At 45.4% G+C, this 17,515-nt stretch carries 17 protein-coding genes and 1 pseudogene; 3 read left to right on the top strand and 15 right to left on the bottom strand.

Annotated elements, in window-relative coordinates:
• Positions 1 to 166: 166 nt before the first annotated feature.
• The 14 genes from QUA47_RS26745 to QUA47_RS26680 all read right to left on the bottom strand — a co-directional run bounded on the left by QUA47_RS26745 (position 167) and on the right by QUA47_RS26680 (position 14,941).
• Positions 167 to 1,171 carry a 2-oxoglutarate and iron-dependent oxygenase domain-containing protein gene (locus QUA47_RS26745; protein WP_333432991.1) on the bottom strand — a complete coding sequence of 335 codons (1,005 nt, stop codon included), beginning with the start codon at positions 1,169 to 1,171 and terminating at the stop codon, positions 167 to 169.
• Between the two features lie 36 nt (positions 1,172 to 1,207).
• Positions 1,208 to 1,600 (bottom strand): carboxymuconolactone decarboxylase family protein, encoded by a 393-nt coding sequence (locus tag QUA47_RS26740; protein ID WP_333432990.1) that lies wholly within the window; start codon positions 1,598 to 1,600, stop codon positions 1,208 to 1,210.
• Positions 1,601 to 1,695: 95 nt separating this feature from the next.
• Positions 1,696 to 2,481 carry an aliphatic sulfonate ABC transporter permease SsuC gene (gene ssuC, locus QUA47_RS26735; RefSeq protein WP_333432989.1) on the bottom strand — a complete coding sequence of 262 codons (786 nt, stop codon included), beginning with the start codon at positions 2,479 to 2,481 and terminating at the stop codon, positions 1,696 to 1,698.
• Complete coding sequence (ssuD, locus tag QUA47_RS26730; protein ID WP_190660313.1) at positions 2,478 to 3,659, bottom strand: FMNH2-dependent alkanesulfonate monooxygenase; 1,182 nt, start codon at positions 3,657 to 3,659, stop codon at positions 2,478 to 2,480. Before ssuD ends, ssuC begins: the two co-directional genes overlap by 4 nt.
• 22 nt (positions 3,660 to 3,681) lie before the next feature.
• A complete protein-coding gene (locus QUA47_RS26725; RefSeq protein ID WP_333432988.1) occupies positions 3,682 to 4,764 on the bottom strand; it encodes a sulfonate ABC transporter substrate-binding protein in 1,083 nt (360 codons plus the stop codon).
• Positions 4,765 to 5,199: 435 nt separating this feature from the next.
• Positions 5,200 to 6,408: an acyl-CoA dehydrogenase family protein gene (locus QUA47_RS26720; RefSeq protein ID WP_333432987.1), complete on the bottom strand. Its 1,209-nt coding sequence runs from the start codon at positions 6,406 to 6,408 to the stop codon at positions 5,200 to 5,202.
• A gap of 64 nt (positions 6,409 to 6,472) precedes the next feature.
• Positions 6,473 to 7,294 (bottom strand): class I SAM-dependent methyltransferase, encoded by an 822-nt coding sequence (locus tag QUA47_RS26715; protein WP_333432986.1) that lies wholly within the window; start codon positions 7,292 to 7,294, stop codon positions 6,473 to 6,475.
• 184 nt (positions 7,295 to 7,478) lie between these two features.
• The gene (locus QUA47_RS26710) at positions 7,479 to 8,231 is read right to left on the bottom strand and encodes an ABC transporter ATP-binding protein (protein ID WP_333432985.1); all 753 of its coding nucleotides are present in this window, start codon (positions 8,229 to 8,231) and stop codon (positions 7,479 to 7,481) included.
• 52 nt (positions 8,232 to 8,283) lie between these two features.
• The gene (locus QUA47_RS26705) at positions 8,284 to 9,111 is read right to left on the bottom strand and encodes an ABC transporter permease (RefSeq protein WP_333432984.1); all 828 of its coding nucleotides are present in this window, start codon (positions 9,109 to 9,111) and stop codon (positions 8,284 to 8,286) included.
• A gap of 171 nt (positions 9,112 to 9,282) precedes the next feature.
• Positions 9,283 to 10,329 (bottom strand): aliphatic sulfonate ABC transporter substrate-binding protein, encoded by a 1,047-nt coding sequence (locus QUA47_RS26700; protein ID WP_190660302.1) that lies wholly within the window; start codon positions 10,327 to 10,329, stop codon positions 9,283 to 9,285.
• A 635-nt stretch (positions 10,330 to 10,964) separates the two neighbouring features.
• Positions 10,965 to 11,714, bottom strand: a complete 750-nt coding sequence (locus QUA47_RS26695) for a sulfite exporter TauE/SafE family protein (protein WP_333432983.1) — start codon at positions 11,712 to 11,714, stop codon at positions 10,965 to 10,967.
• Between the two features lie 24 nt (positions 11,715 to 11,738).
• Positions 11,739 to 12,947 carry a YeeE/YedE family protein gene (locus QUA47_RS26690; protein WP_333432982.1) on the bottom strand — a complete coding sequence of 403 codons (1,209 nt, stop codon included), beginning with the start codon at positions 12,945 to 12,947 and terminating at the stop codon, positions 11,739 to 11,741.
• Positions 12,948 to 13,134: 187 nt separating this feature from the next.
• A complete protein-coding gene (locus QUA47_RS26685) occupies positions 13,135 to 14,112 on the bottom strand; it encodes a sulfurtransferase (protein WP_333432981.1) in 978 nt (325 codons plus the stop codon).
• 436 nt (positions 14,113 to 14,548) lie between these two features.
• A complete protein-coding gene (locus tag QUA47_RS26680; RefSeq protein WP_333432980.1) occupies positions 14,549 to 14,941 on the bottom strand; it encodes a hypothetical protein in 393 nt (130 codons plus the stop codon).
• A gap of 38 nt (positions 14,942 to 14,979) precedes the next feature.
• On the opposite strand from QUA47_RS26680, the gene QUA47_RS26675 reads away from it, so the two are divergent.
• Positions 14,980 to 15,516, top strand: coding sequence for a DNA/RNA non-specific endonuclease (locus QUA47_RS26675; RefSeq protein WP_333432979.1), 537 nt, complete (start codon positions 14,980 to 14,982; stop codon positions 15,514 to 15,516).
• Between the two features lie 16 nt (positions 15,517 to 15,532).
• Positions 15,533 to 15,778, top strand: a complete 246-nt coding sequence (locus QUA47_RS26670) for a DNA/RNA non-specific endonuclease (protein WP_445302549.1) — start codon at positions 15,533 to 15,535, stop codon at positions 15,776 to 15,778.
• A 162-nt stretch (positions 15,779 to 15,940) separates the two neighbouring features.
• On the opposite strand, the gene QUA47_RS26665 is transcribed toward QUA47_RS26670, so the two are convergent.
• Positions 15,941 to 16,063 (bottom strand): hypothetical protein, encoded by a 123-nt coding sequence (locus tag QUA47_RS26665; protein WP_333432977.1) that lies wholly within the window; start codon positions 16,061 to 16,063, stop codon positions 15,941 to 15,943.
• A gap of 84 nt (positions 16,064 to 16,147) precedes the next feature.
• On the opposite strand from QUA47_RS26665, the pseudogene QUA47_RS26660 reads away from it, so the two are divergent.
• Positions 16,148 to 17,457 (top strand): annotated as a pseudogene (locus tag QUA47_RS26660) (IS4 family transposase).
• Positions 17,458 to 17,515: the final 58 nt, after the last annotated feature.

Here is a 17,515-nt window from a genome sequence, read left to right as displayed (position 1 = left end):
TTGCACTTTACCCTCGCTCTCGCGATCGCATAGCCCAGGCTACATCAAGTGCGATCGATATATTCAGCAAGCCCTAAATACATTCCTATTCTATTTGATGCTGATAGGGTTCCTAAAATGCTGGCTTCCGATCCTATAATATCGTTTAACAAATCCAGGTGACTGTTTACAAAACTTGCTGGCGCAATTGGGGAAAAACCTTTGCAACTTTGTTCAGGACATAATCGCCGTAAGTGCCGCGAAACTCGTGAACGCTGGCTTTATCCCAACGTTCGTTCTTGTTGTCATCGACGATCGCTCCCTTGATTTCGATCGGGTGGAGTTCAGCATTGAAATTGGGATCGAAGAAGAATGGAAATGAGAGGCGAGATCGTCCTGACACATTCTTGACTCGATGAGGAGTAGACCGATAAAGTCCACCTGTGAGGCGATCGAGCATATCGCCAATGTTACAAACAAATGAATTGGCGATCGGCGGAGCATCAATCCAGCCTGATTTTGTCTTCACTTGCAACCCACCTAAATCATCCTGCTTGAGAATCGTGAGCAAACCATAATCGGTATGCTCTCCCACTCCCCAGGATTGCCCTTGCGGATTACTTTGTGGTGGATAGTTGAAAATGCGAAATAAAATCAGGGGATCAGTCGTATAGCGATCGCGGAAGTAAGATGCTTCTAAGTTCAAACTCAGGGCAATTCCCGCCATTACTGCGTGACCCAGTTGAGTCATAACTGCTAGATACTCCAGCACTGTGGAGCGAAACTGGGGAATCTCTGGAAACAGATTTGCTCCAAACATGGGAACACCTGCTTGAACAGCCGGATGGGTTTGATTCAATTCCGATCCGAAATAAATTCCTTCTTTCAAATCTGGTTTACCATTGGTCAGTTCACCTCCAACCGGAAAGTAGCCGCGCCATGCCCGACCTCCCAGCGCCATCCGAATTTGCATTTTAGTTTCTAAATCTTGAGCAAAAAACTGACGGCTCAGTTGCTCCAAACGGTTTTGCAAGCCTTGGTCTACACCATGCTCGACAATGTAAAAAAAACCTGTGTCACAGCAAGCTTGTCGGATTTGGTTTGCAACAGTATCTAGGCGATTATCCGATAGCAGCGAACTAATATCGATAACGGGAATCTGAGAAACATCTACTGTTAATTCAGTTGCCATAGAGAAGGTTTATAAGTCGTTAAGATTGAACGCCTTTTATAATTTAAATTGTTCCTCCACCGGAATTTGATAGCCATTTGCCAGTCGATTGGTAGCGTTTGCGGTTGCCACGATCGCCATCAGTTCCCCAAATATGGCATCATCCATTCCCTTGGCTCGCGCTCCGGCTGTATGAGATGAAATGCAGTACGGGCAACCATTTGTAACGCTGACAGCAATGTAGATTAACTCGCGGGTGAGGGGATCGAGTTCTCCCGGAGCCGTCATCACCTCCTTCACATTCTGCCAGGTACGTTGCAGGGTAGGCGGATGGTTGGCGATCGCTTTCCAAAAGTTGTTGATGTACTCGGTTTTGCGTGTCGCACGAATATCGTCATACACTGCCCGTACTTCATCACTTGCGTCTTCGTATTCAATCAAATGGGTCATAGTTGTACAGGGGCTTGTAGCTGTAATTTCTAGAGGAACTAAGAAAGAAAAATGGGACACTCTCATCTTTCTTTCTTCTGGCTTCTTTTTTCAACCTAAGCTGGCTGATAATTGGGATGCCAAGCAAGCCATTTCTCTTCTAACTTCCTGGCGATCGCATCTGCCAACTTACCCAACAAAGCATACATGATAATGCTCACCACCACTACATCAGTTTGCAAGAACTCGCGAGCATTCATTGCCATGTAACCAATACCAGAGTCCGCCGCAATTGTTTCTGCGACAATCAGCGTCAGCCACATAATCCCCAAGGAATATCGCAGGCCTACCAAAATTGAAGGCAAGGCCCCAGGCAAAATAATTTTCCACAAAAGAGACCTGGCACTCAAGCCATAAACTTTTCCCATTTCAATCAATCCGGCATCTACGCTGCGGATGCCGTGAAATGTATTGATGTACATTGGAAAAAACACACCCAAAGCTACCAAAAATAATCGAGCGGGATCGCCAATTCCAAACCAAAAAATTACTAGAGGTATTAAGGCGAGGTGTGGAATATTACGAACCATTTGTAGAGAAGTATCTAGCAGCTTTTCGGCTATTGGAAAAAGACCATTGAGGAAACCCAGAGTCAAACCAATTCCTCCGCCTATGATGAAACCAACCAGCGCACGCCAAGCACTAATTCCGATATGGTGAAACAGTTCTCCGCTAATTGCCAATCTAAATCCAGCACTTAAAACACCTGTTGGTGCTGGTAAAACTCTTGTGGAAAGCCAACCCACCTGCACCAATAATTGCCAGCTAACAATCAGCAGCATTGGTACAATCCAGGGAATTACCTGCTGAAAATAGGGGTTTTTAAGCCAGTTTTTATTCATGACGCGCTCGTAGGAATAACTTGTTTTTGTTGGAGAAACTTTTCGTTGGCAACAATTTCGCCAAAAGGACTAAACATTTGCGGTTGATGTACAGTCGGTTGGTTTTTCAGCGGCAAGCGGGGGAATAGCAATTCAGCCACTCGATATGCTTCTTCTAAGTGGGGATAACCAGAAAAAATGAAAGTTTCAATTCCCAATTCGGAATATTCCAACATTCGCGCGACAACAGTATCGGGATCTCCCACTAAAGCAGTACCGGCACCGCCTCTTACTAACCCAATTCCCGCCCACAAATTGGGGCTAATTTCCAGAGCTTCGCGGCTGCCTGCGTGCAGTTCAGTCATGCGCCGCTGCCCTTCAGAATCCATCCTAGCATAAGCTTTTTTGGCGGCTGCGATCGCATCTTCATCGACATATTGAATCAATCGATTGGCATCCTCCCAAGCTTCGCTTTCAGTTTCGCGCACAATGACATGAAGGCGAATTCCAAAACGCACAGTTCTACCCTGTTCTGCTGCTAATTTTTTTACAGCTTCAATTTTTTGGGCTACTTGTTGTGGCGGTTCTCCCCAAGTAAGATAAACATCAATATGTTTAGCGGCAATTTGTTGTGCTATTGGCGAAGAACCGCCAAACCATAATGGAGGATGAGGAGTTTGTACAGGGGGAAATAAAAGTTTTCCGCCCTTTATTTCAAGGTATTCACCGCTAAAATTGACTTCTTGCTCTCGCCCGTTAGTCGAGTTACTCTCTTCAAGCATCTCTCTCCAAACTGTCAAAAATTCATCCGTCAGTTCATAACGTGCGTCGTGACCCAGATGCACTCCATCCCCCGCCAATTCAATGGGGTCGCCGCCCGTAACAACATTAATCAGCAAGCGTCCGTTAGATAACCTGTCAAATGTTGCTGCCATCCGTGCTGCTACCCCAGGAGACATTAATCCAGGACGAATTGCTACTAAAAAACGCATTTGTTCGGTAACAGCCATTAGAGATGAAGCTACTACCCATGCGTCTTCGCAAGAACGCCCAGTCGGAAGCAGAGCGCCCGTAAATCCTAAACGATCGACGGCTTGAGCGATTTGCTTTAAGTAGGAAAAATTGCAAGAGCGCCCTCCAATTCCTGTAGCTAAATAGCGACCGTCTCCGTGAGTTGGGATAAACCAAAATAATTCCATTTGTCTTACTCTCCATCACTATTTATTGTTTAGTTAGCTGAGCCACTTCGCTAATTTTTACCGATTTGGGAAGCAGCTTCAAATCCAAGAAAGTATCAGCAACTTTTTGCTGGTAAGTAACGACTTCATCCGTAATTGGCTGCACACCGTAAGGCCGCCTCCGTGAGATTTCCTCTAAAGTTGGAACATCAATACCAAGCTCAGGAGACAGCAGTTTTGCCACTTCAGTTGGTTGAGCTGCCGCCCATTCATCTACTTTTTGAAGTTCCTCTAAAATTGCCTTAATCCGGTCGGGATATTGCTCGTTAAAAGGTTTGGCAGCTAGATAGAATTCCCGATTAGCTACAAGCCCTTCCCCATCCTTAAGAACGCGAGCTTCTGTAGCTCGTTTCGCTACGGTAAAAAATGGGTCCCAAATTGCCCAAGCCTCAGCACTACCTTGTTCAAAAACTGCCCGCGCATCGGCTGGTGGCAGATAAATAGGCTGAATGTCGCTATATTTCAATCCGGCTGCTTTTAATGCTTCTACCACGAGATATTGCACATTTGAACCCTTATTAAATACAACTTTTTTGCCTTTCAACCCAGCCACATCTTGAATAGAAGAATCTTTCGGTACTAAGATAGCTTCACCTTTAGGATTAGGAGGCTCATTCGCAACATATACCAATGGTGCGCCAGCAGCTTGTGCAAAAATAGGCGGCGCTTCTCCTGTATGCCCAAAGTCAATAGTGCCTGCATTCAAAGCTTCTAGTAATTGAGGGCCAGCGGGAAATTGAAGCCACTGTACAGAAGTGCTTTGGGATGCCAAACGCTTTTCTAAAGTACCCCGTGATTTAAGGATACTTAGAGTGCCATATTTTTGATACCCGATCCGAATTACATTGCTCTCTTGTGATTTAGAACTAGCCACGGATGTGGCAGTAGAAGTCGGGGCAGTAGTTGTATTTGTTTGCTGACTAGGATTACAGGCAGAAACGGTCAAACTCAAACTGAAGCCAACTGCAAAAAGCAAAGCCAAGGTCTTGATTGAACTAGGTTTGAGTTGGCTCCCAAAATGCCTCAATTTAGCTAAAAAATGGCTCTCTCTTAATCGGGTTAACACTTTTCCTTCCTAAGTTTCAAGTATTGAAAACAAAAAAACGCAATAGCTATGTAAAAGCTGAACTAATCATTATGGATGAGTAACTTACGATAACGCGACCGACATACCGTAGTTTGTCCTGATAAGCTCCTATTATTCCACAAAGGACTTCAAAAATGCAAGCACATTGTGTAAATTTTTGCTGGTCTGACTTATCTAGTTACTTGAATGATTAATATTCAGGGGTAATGTATCAGTTGTACCCGCAGGAGAAAAAGTAGCATCTATAGAAATCCTATGTGCATTTCTTACTCCCGAGCGAGCGGCTTCGGGGAGAGTTAGGGTGGGTAAAAAAATTACGACTCCTGCAAGGATTGCTATAGCCCTGCTGCTATCTACATAAAAACCTGAGATACCGCCGAGTCAAGATAAAACCTCCTTCAAAAAGGATGATTTTTACGTATAAAAGCTGGGATTGGGGAGCTGATCGTTGAGTACCCAGTTACCCAGATCGTGAATTTTATAGTCAACAGAATCATGTAGCGTAAAGGTTCTCAGATTACGCCAGTAGCGATCGAAACCATATTTACTGGTGGTAGCACGCGCCCCCATCACTTCAAAAATGCGAGTAGTCACATCTAAACCTATTTTTGTGGCAGCAACCTTTGCCGTTGCGATCGCGATCGCGCATTTTCCACGTTCTTCTGTTGTTAAATCTATGCCTTTTTCCCAAGCTGCTTGCAGAATGGCGGCGGCTCGATCCGTCAAACTGCTAACCGCTTGCAGATCGACCCACATTTCCCCGTAGTGTTTCAGAATGTAGGGATCTTGCGTCACACTAGGAGCATTGGAAGTCAACCAGGGTCGTCCTTGGGTGCAAGTATAGTCTTTAGCAGCAGCAAATGCTCCTTCCGCAATACCCAGATAAATATGGGCAAGATTTATTTGCGTCAAACAAGCTCGTAAAGTACGGAAAGGAATATCAGCACGGGTGCGATCGCCAAACACTTCCGAGTCATAAACGCGCACTTGGTCGAAACTAATACTACCGCTATCGGTTTGACGTTGCCCGATGTTATCCCAATCGTCATGGATTTGTATTCCCTCTCTTTGAGTGGGAATTACAATAATTGTGAGTTCGGAGGTATCTTGACGAACCGCAGTGATGGGTAAGATATCAGAATCTTTAGAGCCAGAGCAGAAGCTTTTTGTCCCGTTCAGTAAAAAGCCTGTACCATCAGGAGTTAAAGTCGCACGGCGATCGAGGGGATTGAGAGCATTGCACCAGAACCAATTGTTTGTCACCGTATCTGTGTAGAACTGCGCCTTGCGCTCCTCCGTGCCAAAAAGATGCGGGATAATAACCCCTAAATGGTGATAGGAGTAAACATGGGCTAGAGAACTATCAGTCTTTGCCAACTCGCGGGAAATTTGGAGTGCCGCGATCCATGTTTCGCCAATACCGCCATATTCTTTAGGAATAATCAAACTGAGCAAACCGCTAGAGCGAATGCGATCGCGTTCATACTTTGGCGTACCGCCAACACGATCTCGTTCGATGGCAGTATCAGCAAATTCTTGAGCAAGTGATTTCGCTATCGCTACATAATCTTGCTTGCTGTCTTGTTGTGTTGTGCTTTGCGAGTCTACAAGGGATATTTTCATATTGATGATACAAAAATCGAGGGAAGTAATGAGGTACAAATGATTTAGGATTCCTATAGGTTGGTCAGTCCTTAAAACCCAAGTAAACAGAAATAGGTACATCTTCAACAAACTGACCTGAAGGTTCTGCACTGAGAATTGCTGCTTTAATTTCCGCTTCAAATACGGAAGTATCGCCATTAAAGTAATCACGACGGCAGTAAGCGGTGGAGTAGAGATAACCAATAAAATTATCAATCGTCCAGTGTTTTTGAAAGTCAATATTATGGCGCTTAATCCGAACGAATGGCGATCGATCCAAAACTTCTAAATCAGACTTGTAGAGCAAAGGAACGCTGCTCGATCCCACACGCCGCTCTTCTCCTAGCCACCGTTTGATCGTAGCTAGCACATTTTGTGCCCAAACAGAGTCATTTGACCAAATATCTTTTTCAGTTTGAATAATCGCTATCCCCCTATTAACGTTACTGGTGCGATCGAGCAGATCGTAGCTACGCTGTAGCACCAGTTCTTGATCCATCCAATGAAAAGCACGACCAATGGTGACAAGGGAAAATGTACCAATTGCTGGGGAAATATTTTCTGCTAAATCCCTTACCCAAGCGATATTTGAAGCATGAGCCAGTTTAGCTTCTTGCTTGGCAACTTCGAGCATTTCTGGATCGGGATCGATACCCAAAACAGATTTAAATCGATCGTGCAAGGCGATCGCTACCAAGCCAATCCCACAGCCGAGATCGAGAAGCTTGCCTTGCCCATCTAATTGAAATTCCTGTGAGATTAAATCGTAAAGAGTATTTGGGTAGCGCGGTCGATATTGCAGGTAATAAGAAATGGCTCCTTGAAAGAGAGTGGGATCGTAGCTTGGGAGTAGTTTAGTAGTCATGATTGAAGTCAACTTTTGCTGAGTTAGGATTTAGGTTTTGAGATAGCTGCTTTGATAATGATGGGTTTTGGAAACAATTTTATTCGCTATAATATAGAAATTGTTACATCTTTAAATTTATAGAACTTACAAATGAAACCTCCTCCTTCTTGATTAGATATTAATTGCGATCTCAGCCTGGGATTTAAACCTCTAAGGGAACAGTTTGCGTATTGGATAAATCCAAGGTAGTCAATAATTTTTCTTTCCAATATTGCAAATCGCGATCGGTACGCCTGCGGGGACGGGGAAGATCGATATCTAGCTCAAGATGAATGCGTCCAGGGTTGCCACGCATGACGATCGCGCGATCACTTAAAATCACTGCTTCTTCAACATCATGGGTGACAAGAATAATGGTCTGGCGATCCGATTGCCAAATTTCTAACAGACGATCCTGTAGTTGCATTCTAGTAAAGGAATCGAGAGCACTAAAGGGTTCGTCTAGCAACAAAATAGAAGGATTAGTGACGAGGGCACGGGCGATCGCTACCCGTTGAGCCATTCCTCCTGATAGTTGGCGCGGCAGCAAACGAGCAAAATCTTGTAATCCAACCTTAACTAGAGCATCACTTGCCCGTGCCTTGCGTTCATCTTTCGGTAAGTGATGCAAACCAAACTGCACATTTTCCCAGACGGTTAACCAAGGCATCAGGCGAGGTTCTTGAAAGATTACACCAATTTCGGGATGAGGTTTGTCAATGCGAATATTGTCAATTCGCACATCTCCATAAGTGGGCAAATCTAATCCAGAAATGAGCCGTAAAAGTGTACTTTTTCCGCAACCACTCGTACCAATAAAACTAACAATTTCGCTACGATTAACAGCTAAATCAATAGACTCTAACCCGACAAAGCCATTTTGAAAGCGTTTATGTAGTCCTTTGATAAGTAGCATATATGTTGCCTCATTTGCGCTTTGAACGAATGCTTTAAACTAATACTTTGAACTAATGGTTGGAAGCGTAAACATCCTGCCAATGGAGTAGCCAATGCGATGCAAGGCTAATAACCGAGTCAGTCACTTTTCCGAAAATCGCAAACAAGAGAATGCTAGCGAGGGTGATGGCGGGTCGTCCAGTTGCTTGCCCATCGATCAATAAGAAGCCTAAACCCTGACTGGCTCCCATTAATTCAGCCGCCACGACAAACATCCAGCCCAAACCCAAGCCACTTCGCAAACCCACAATGTAGGCAGGCAAAGTCGCAGGCAAGAACACACGACTGATAAGCTGCCAATCATTAAGTCTATAGATTTTGCCAACCTCAACCAATTTGCGATCGACATTGTGAATGCCGCTCATGAGATTTAAGTAAACGGGGAAGAAGACTCCAACGGCGATCAGAGCAATTTTAGAAGGCTCATGAATTCCCATCCAGAGGATGAATAGCGGCACCCATGCGAGGGAAGGAATGTTACGGAGTGACTGCAAAAGTGGGTCGAGTAAATCGTGAATTAGGCAAGAATAGCCTGTTAATCCTCCTAGAATAGTGGCCAAAAATGTACCAATCAAGAAGCCAACAAAAACCCGATAGAGTGTAATGCTGATGTGCTGCCATAGTTCCCCTGCTGCACCGAGTTTCCAAATTGTTATGACAATAGTTGAGGGAGCAGGTAACAAGTTAGGAGCAACCAAGCCAAACCTAGACAGACTTTCCCACAATATTAAGAGAAAGACTGGCAATAGCAAGCCCTTTGCTTTGCCCAGACGAGTGAGGAATTGCCAAATATTACCTGTTTGTGCGCTTGTGAGTGCGATTGCAAGTCTTTGTCCCATAACTTAGTGTTTGCTGTCCTGCATAGATAGCTTTGGAGCGGAATTAAAACTTAAAAATGCAAAATTAAAAATGATGTATTTATTTTTAAATTTTCAATTTTCAATTTTTAACTTTTAATTTTCTGATCTGCTTTGGTGAGTTGGTGTATATCCACAGCAGATGTTTTTTACTTATGATTTGGCAACCTTTGCCACATACTGCGGATCGATTAAATTGTTAACTACTGTAATGACATCAACGGAATTCTCGATCACGCCGCTTTTTTTCAAGACATCCCCAGCAGCACTAATAACGGCTTTTTGTTCGTCCCCAATCGATGAGCTTGATATATCGGTTCGCTCCTCTAATTGTTTAGTTGCTACCGATTCTGTCAGCTTAGATGCTTTAATCACCACTTGCTTGAGTTCACTAGGATTTGCGATCGCCCATTTCCTTGCCTTCTCATAGGCGTTTAGCACTTGACTAACTTGTTCAGGATATTGTTTGGCAAATGCCTCGCGGACATTCAAAAAGCCTTGACTAATGAGTTTGGGATCGCGGAAGAAGAGTTTCGAGCCTTTTTCTACTTCTGTCTGTGCCATAAATGGATCGAGACCAGCCCAAGCATCGACATCGCCTTTCTCAAGGGCAGCTTTACCGTCAGCGTGGGGCAAAGGCACAATTTCCACATCTTTGGTAGTCAAACCGGCTTGATCCAAGGCACGCAACAAGAAAATAAACGGATCTGTTCCGCGCGTTGCTGCAACTTTTTTGCCTTTTAGATCGGCGACTTTTTGAATGGAAGAATTCGCCGTAGTTACTAATGCTGTCCATTCGGGCTTCGAGTAAACGTAAATAGACTTGATGGGATTACCATTGGCTTTTGCAATCAGTGCGGAAGCACCAGAAGTCGAGCCAAAGTCAATGCTGCTGCCATTGAGAAACTCTAATGCCTTGTTACTACCTTGACTGAGCACCCATTCCACTTTGATATTGGCTTTGGCTAAGTCTTCTTCTAGCCAGCCTTTCTCTTTGAGTACGAGACTGACAGGATTGTAGTAGGCATAATCTAAACGTACTACCGTAGGAACTGCCGTAGGAGATGAGCCTGGGGATGCTGCTGTAGTATTAGTTCCAGGAGAGGAAGAATTACAGGCATTGACTAATAGCGATAAAAACAGCCCAGAAATAAAAAATAGCAGTAACCTACGTCTGGCAATGGCAAACCACTTGCTCATGATTCGTCTCCTCGACTCCTTGGTGAATGTCTCGCTTAATTAGGACTTCCGTGATATATACGTTAAGTCAATCGGTTTACCGTAGTATTTGATTTATCTTACAGCAATGCACACTCAAGATCAATGGTGACAATCAAGAAGTTAGAAATGAAGAAGGGGCTAGGGGGAAGATGGGGGAGATGGGGAAGATGGGGAAGATGGGGAAGATGGGGAAGATGGGGAAGATGGGGAAGATGGGAATAGAATCAGCGAGTTTGGTGGAAGTCAGAACGTCCTAACTGCCAAGAAGGTTGCTATAGCAACCTTCTTGGCAGTTAGGACTATATTGATCGCTGAAACCCTTGCCATTATTGCCTCTTCCTTCTTCCTTCTTCCTTCTTCCTTCTTCCTTCTTCCTTCTTCCTTCTTCCTTCGGCTATATAGAACCCATTTGGGATCTATGCGATCGCTGCCTGCTCCACAACTTCAATGATCTCCAGTCCTAATACACGATCCATGCTGAATGTTTTCTCCTATTGCAGCTCCTGGCTACTCCACGGCTTTGGAGGCGCTCACTGCCTGTGAGTCGGATTTTGAGCTTTTTAGCCAACAGGTCTATGAAACTCACGACCGTGAGAGCGAAGACTAGGAATTTTCTATCCCATCATGGTTTTAACGGCGAGGATTACAACAGTCGCCAAAAAAATCCGACGTAACCAGCGATTGCTAAGTTTGAGAGCCACCTGTGAGCCGATGATGCCCCCAATAAACATGGCAATACCTAAGATGATGCCCAATCGATAATCAACGATGCCAGCCGCTGTGAAAACCCCCGTTGCAACGAGCGAGGAAAAGATATTCACCAGCTTGGTTGTAGCGATCGCTTCCACAAAAGTCATCCGAAAGAGCGCCACATAGGCAGCCGTTAGCAAGGTGACGTACCCGCCACTGAAAAAACCACCATAGATACCCAGCCCAAACGTTGCCACATAACCGAGTAATTGGGCTGCCCGTGATGGGCGATCGGCTGCCGGAAGAACGCCACCTCGATGATTCGCGCTCGAGAAAACAGCAACCGCAATCATGGCAGCCGAAACAATCTGCGGTAAGGACTTTGACGGTATTACCAGGACTAATCCTGCTCCTAGAATTGAGCCAATCAGAGTCAGCCCAATCAAGAGAGGCAAGCGTCTTAGATTAATCGTTTGTTGCTTCAGAAACGGTAACGTTGCACCAATACTCATAAACGTGAGTGCCAGCATATTAGTGGCTAAAGCCGTGCGCGGTGCAATGCCCATCTGCAACATTACAGGCACCGTAATTAAGGAGGTGCTGCCTGTAATCACGCTGATCATGCTGGTCGCTAAAAAAACTGTAATCAGGATCAGTAGTTGAAGGGAAACCATATGGGTTCTATAAGTTCCCTTACGCTAATTGGGTAGCCGAAACAAAGGTCGTAACCGCACCCCGATCGCAGTTCCCAGGAGTGCAGCCACAATCCACAGCCAGCCGTGCAAACTGGTAGACGCGATCGCCCCAAAGAACCCACTCACATTGCAACCGTAGGCAAGAAATGCACTGTAGCCCATCAGTAAGCCACCTAATATCGCCGCCGCTAGAATCTGTTTGGAAGGCCCAAAAGTTGGAACCCATCGCCCTGCTAACCCTGCAGCCAGCAGCGATCCTAGAACGATCCCACCATTCATCACCGAACTGACATCTGCAAACACGCCATTTGTGAGGGCAGCCTGAGCGTTGGCAGTCTTCCAAAATGGGCTACTGGTAGAGTCCCAACCCAAAAACGATGCAATCTCAGCCGCCCACAGCGCAAAGCCCCAGGTAATCCGCCAGGGTTGCCCAGACAGGATCAGCGTCAGCCAGTTGAGCAGTGACAGCGCGATCGCACCTGTGAGTAGCGACCAAGGGCCGTAAATTAGCTGAGTTAGCGAGGAGGGGAAAAGCGGAGGGGAAGAAGTTAGGGGAGGAGAAGAAAGAGCTTTTGCAGAAGGGAAAATGCGCCCGAGTGCAACAAACAAAGCAGCGAAAATTGTCAGTTGCAAAACCACTGCCCAAAACCAGCCAAGATTATCTGCCAAAGAAATCGCCGGCAAAGCAGGCAAATTCACCCACAACTGTCGGGTTAAGCTGGCTGCAAATGCTCCAATGCAAAATGTCACCAGCGTGATCAGCATAGTGATACTACCGGAACCAACGGTATACAAAGTGCCACAGCCACAGGCTCCCCCAAGCTGCATTCCAATCCCAAACAGGAAGGCACCGATCGCCCCTTGAACGCCTACAGGCGCAACAGCACCCCGCACCGGCTGCCCAAATACTGTTCCGGCTGCCAGAGTCGGCGCAAACAGAACAGTAGCGATCGCCAGCATGATAATTTGTGCGATCGCTCCCCGCGCGTCCCTATGCACAAGTAACTTGCGGTAAGCACTGGCAAAGCCAAAGCTAGAATGGTAAAGTGTTAGCCCCAGCAACCCACCAATCAAGAACAATAGGCTTTGCTGCCAACCATAACGATTCAGTGTAATTGTCCCAACAGTAAAAAGTGCTAAGGCGATCGCAATTATCAAGCGATGGGGACGAAAAGGAGCCCATAACGGCTCACCAGAAACTGATGAACTCATTTTTACTACTTCTTAGGTGGGCTCTTCGGTTGTTCCGGTGGCGGATCGCAACTGCCTAAAGCGGGTTGACTTAGCTGTACAAAATCAAACCCAAATATTACTGCCGCAGTAGCAAAAACAACAAGTGATGAAATCAAAACTTTCATACATTAGACCTTTAAATGTTGAACAGCTTAGCACCAAATAACTAAACTTTTTCCGGTCCAGTTTCAACTGGCAAATTAGACGTACTGTACTCAGTCCAAGAACCGTCGTAGATCCGAACTTTAGGATATCCCAAAAGATGTTTTAGCACGACATACTGTAATGTTGCTTCACGCCCAGTGCTGCATGACACAATCACATCATCTGAAGGCTTAATCTTCTTGTCCGCCAGGATTTGGCGAATCCCATCCAGTGACTTCAACTGATGAGGATTTTTGAGATCCTCCTGAGAGTTCTCGGCTTCCGTAAACGCAGGCCAGGGAATATTTTTCGCACCAGGAATGTGCCCATTGCGTACCCAGATATCTTTCTCACCTCGGAATAAATCACCTGGTCTAGGATCGATAAAAACAACACCTGGTTTACCAATTAATTCTCCAACCTGTTGAAGGTTAACGCGAATTGAGGGATTATCTTGAACCGCAAACTGTGTAAACTTGTATTTGGGATATTCCTTAACAACAGGTTGCCCAGAGGCTTTGTATCCTGTATATCCCCCATCTAAAACTGCAATATCTTTGACTCCCGATCGCTCTAGTAAATAGGCAACCATTGTCGCTCCCAAAATATCTCGTGCATCGGAATAAACGAGAACGCGACTGTTACTGCTAACACCCGATCGAGAAAAGAGCGAAGCTAATTTCTGGGTATCCCAATACTGCACGGGCAAAAATCCGTCGGGGCCACGAAATGCAGTATCTGCAATGTGTACTGCGTTTGGAACATGGCCTCCAATATACTCCAGAGGCGCATTTCGCACATCCAAAATCCGTAAATTTGGATCTTTTGCGTTGGCTGTTACCCAATTGGGAGAAACAAATTGAATTTTGACGCTGGGGGTTGCAGTTAGCGGTGAAATCGAGAAGAGTGAAACTCCCACCAAGGTTGCGATCGCCACTATTACCAAAACAGAGGGCTTAAGGGATCTTTTCCAGATTCCCCGAAAAAATCTCAAATTCATAACCATAAATCTCCTGAAGAAGGGCTTAGGGGCTAGGGGCTAGGGGCTAGGGGCTAGGGACTAGGGACTAGCGGAAGAAGCGAATAGAATTAAGGGTTTCAGTAATTTAGAATCTTCTAGCCACCTTGGCGGTTGCTATAAATCCTAAAAAACTTAAAATGTGGCTTTCAGCCAGAGGAAAGGTGGTACAAACTCGGTAAACTACGGTAAATTGATAGAGATTTGGTACTTAATTTTTAGAATTATGACATAGCTGATGTTTTCAATCAAGCGTTTTTCCTAAAAATCCAGCAAATAAGTAGCTGGACATAAATAATCTTTATTTTTGTCAACTAGATATAACAACCGCCAGGGCTACCTAGGAGGTTCTGATTTCGTGAAAGCTGATACTATTCCCTTCTTGCCTTCTTCCCCTACCCCCTAGCCCCTGCTTCCCCTAAATGTACCTGGCTAAGTAATCGTCATAGATTTCAGTATTGGTCCATAGCGTCAGTTCGACTTTTTCGCGATCGCCATCGATCTCCGCACTCGTGCCATTATTTAGACTCGCTTCGGGGATGAAATCGCCACAGTATTCATTGACGGGTACGGCTTCGTTCATCTTCTTGGGATAGCTCAAACCCAGATGGCTCATAATCTTGATAAATTGTTCGCCGCTGCGATCGGCAAATCGAGTATTGAGGCGCTTTTCTTCCCCAATTGTGGAAACGGTGCGCCCTTTGTAATCATGGGCGGGATAAACAATGAAAATAGGAGTCTGACAGTGAGGAAATTGTGGCCACGGGGGACGATCGCCAAGAGTGTTGGTAGGGATTTTTAGCGGCTGCAATCTAACTGCGCCATCGCCACCGTCTCGACTTCCTCAAATTGGTCGCGAGAAACCAAGGGTGCAGCCACCCAAACCAGGCACCAGAGAACCAATCAGCGAGCGCCATCAATAACCGCAACTTACTCCTGGGCAATCCCAGCAATGCAGCTCCCTGTGTTGCCAGCACCGACAACTACCTGATGGTAAAGCCACAGTACGTGATGAGCTACAACAGCAAAACTAAGACCGCCAATTGGGTTTCGTGGCAACTGAACCGCTCTTGGATGGGAACAGCCGATCGCCAAGACAACTTCCGCCCCGACGATGCCCTGCCGGATGCTTGGTACAAAGTCCGCCCCAACGATTACACGGGAAGCGGCTACGACCGAGGACACATTGCACCCAGTGCCGATCGCACCCGCAATGAAGCGGATAACAGCAGCACTTTCCTGATGACCAATATGATGCCCCAAGTGCCTGAAGTTAACAGAGGCGTGTGGGGTGACTTAGAAGAGTATTGCCGAGAATTGGTGCAGCAGGGCAAAGAAGTTTACATCTCCGGCGGGGCCCGTGGGGAGGAAGGGCAGCATCGGTAAAAAAGAAAAGATTGCAGTGCCGGCTAAGAATTGGAAAGTTATCGTGGTGCTCGACAGACAAGCATTGGGAATGCAGGGAATCACATCAAACACCAGGGCGATCGCCGTGATGATGCCCAACGATAGCAGCGTCAAAGGTTCTGGATGGAAAAGTTTTCGAGTTTCGGTGGATCTTGTAGAGCGGGAGACTGGGCTGAATTTCTTGTCAAACGTGTCGCCGCAGGTTCAGCAAATCATTGAGGGGAAAGTCGATAGCCAATGATGCTCCCTGCCGATACCATTGGTAACAAGTTAGAAGGGAGTAGATTTTGTCAATACTCCTTTGTGTAGAAAGATTATTGAATAATAATGATAATAAAACAAGGGGGTAAAGGTGGGAGAGTCTGCATACGGCGGACTCTCCCACCGACAGCGATTATCATTATTAATAAGTGGTGTGCTCGACTGGCGTTGCGGGCGATCGATCGTAGTTGCGGGCGATCGATCGTAGTCGCGGGCCCGCATGATAGTTGCGGGCGTTGGTATTATCAAACGATAGAATTGACAAAAAATTGAGCAATTGTGTAGGTCAGTAAATATGGCTAAGAGTCAAAAAACCAACCGTGACCATGCCAAAAAAACCACCAGACCGATGGTGGAAGACGAGGTGATTGCCTCGCAACTATCGGCATTACTTACACCAGCCATGACCTCACAAGAAAATTACTACCGTCAACTGGGTTTATTCGCTTAGAATTCTTAACCTACCGTTGATGGTAGCAGCGGTATTAACTTTACTGTGGCGAGACGTGGCGGGAGTGACAGAACTCACAAGAATGCTGGCAGCGTGAAGGTTTTTTGTGGTGCCGACCCAGGACTGTTACTCAACAAGCAATGTCGAGCGAGATTTTTAAGCTTTCCAGCTCAATTATTTGAGGGAGTATTCAAAAATTTATTACGCCCGTTTAAGAACATCTTGGCACCAGAGAAATCAACGACCCCTACCAGAAAGCATTCAATTTGCCTTGCGGAAGTTTTCACGAGTTTGGATAGTAGATAGCTCCACCCTCGAAGCATTATTTTGCAAGCTCAAAAGCCTGGAAGATTTGCCAAAAGGGCAGTTGGTCGGGAAAATGGCAACAGTTATAGATTTAATGACCCGGCTGCCTGTCGAAATTTGGTTTCGGGAAAATCCCAAAGCTTTTGATGTGAAGTTAGAAGAGAATATTCTGCAATTGGTTGAAGGCAAAACTTTACTCTTGCTGGATAGGAGCTTCTATCATTTTAGCTTTTGGCTGAAATTAATTGAACGAGATATTCACGCTTATTACTCGGTTAAAAAAAGGAGCATCAATTAAATACGAACAAGTATTCACCCAGAGTTACGACCTCCGAGATAGCCTAATTCGTCTGGGGTCAGGAACCACAAAAACTCCATATATCACCTTACGTCTGATTGAGGTTCGTTCGGGTAACACCTGGCATTCTTATTTAATAAGTGTACTTGACCCTAAGATATTACCTCCCTACGTTGTGGCAGATTTATATCGCAGGCGGTGGCGCATTGAAGAAGCCTTTAATACCGTTAAAAGACTCTTGGGCTTAAGTTATTTGTGGACGGGTTCTCTCAACCGTATTCAGTTACAAATTTGGGGGACTTGGCTGTTTTATGCTGTCTTGGTCGATTTAGGTGATACTGTTGCTGACCAACTCTCTTTATCAATAGATGCCATCTCATTAGAAATGATTTACCGCAGTCTTTACCATTTTTACGTAGCCCATCAAAAACGTAAGGCAACTGACCCGCTGTCATATTTCACGGCATCTGAAAATCAAGATTTAGGTATTGTTAAACGACAACGAAAACCCAATGTTAAGTTAATTGTCGCCCCTTTCCCCGAGCGACAGCGTAACACTGACCAATTTTTCTTTAAAGCTTCTACTGACTGGAGATTAGACTAAGACAGAATAAAGGGGTGCATTACTGTAAATGGAATGCACTCAAGAATCAACAATCGAA

Origin of the sequence: Microcoleus sp. MON2_D5, assembly GCF_036701905.1 — a bacterium.
Lineage (GTDB): Bacteria > Cyanobacteriota > Cyanobacteriia > Cyanobacteriales > Microcoleaceae > Microcoleus.
This window is presented reverse-complemented; position numbering and strand designations above follow the sequence as displayed.

Excerpts from the sequence above, each read along its gene's own strand:
- QUA47_RS26745 (WP_333432991.1), bottom strand. The coding sequence starts at position 1,171 with ATGGCAACTGAATTAACAGTAGATGTTTCTCAGATTCCCGTTATCGAT.
- QUA47_RS26740 (WP_333432990.1), bottom strand. The coding sequence starts at position 1,600 with ATGACCCATTTGATTGAATACGAAGACGCAAGTGATGAAGTACGGGCA.
- ssuC (WP_333432989.1), bottom strand. The coding sequence starts at position 2,481 with ATGAATAAAAACTGGCTTAAAAACCCCTATTTTCAGCAGGTAATTCCC.
- ssuD (WP_190660313.1), bottom strand. The coding sequence starts at position 3,659 with ATGGAATTATTTTGGTTTATCCCAACTCACGGAGACGGTCGCTATTTA.
- QUA47_RS26720 (WP_333432987.1), bottom strand. The coding sequence starts at position 6,408 with ATGAAAATATCCCTTGTAGACTCGCAAAGCACAACACAACAAGACAGC.
- QUA47_RS26715 (WP_333432986.1), bottom strand. The coding sequence starts at position 7,294 with ATGACTACTAAACTACTCCCAAGCTACGATCCCACTCTCTTTCAAGGA.
- QUA47_RS26710 (WP_333432985.1), bottom strand. The coding sequence starts at position 8,231 with ATGCTACTTATCAAAGGACTACATAAACGCTTTCAAAATGGCTTTGTC.
- QUA47_RS26705 (WP_333432984.1), bottom strand. The coding sequence starts at position 9,111 with ATGGGACAAAGACTTGCAATCGCACTCACAAGCGCACAAACAGGTAAT.
- QUA47_RS26700 (WP_190660302.1), bottom strand. The coding sequence starts at position 10,329 with ATGAGCAAGTGGTTTGCCATTGCCAGACGTAGGTTACTGCTATTTTTT.
- QUA47_RS26695 (WP_333432983.1), bottom strand. The coding sequence starts at position 11,714 with ATGGTTTCCCTTCAACTACTGATCCTGATTACAGTTTTTTTAGCGACC.
- QUA47_RS26690 (WP_333432982.1), bottom strand. The coding sequence starts at position 12,947 with ATGAGTTCATCAGTTTCTGGTGAGCCGTTATGGGCTCCTTTTCGTCCC.
- QUA47_RS26685 (WP_333432981.1), bottom strand. The coding sequence starts at position 14,112 with ATGAATTTGAGATTTTTTCGGGGAATCTGGAAAAGATCCCTTAAGCCC.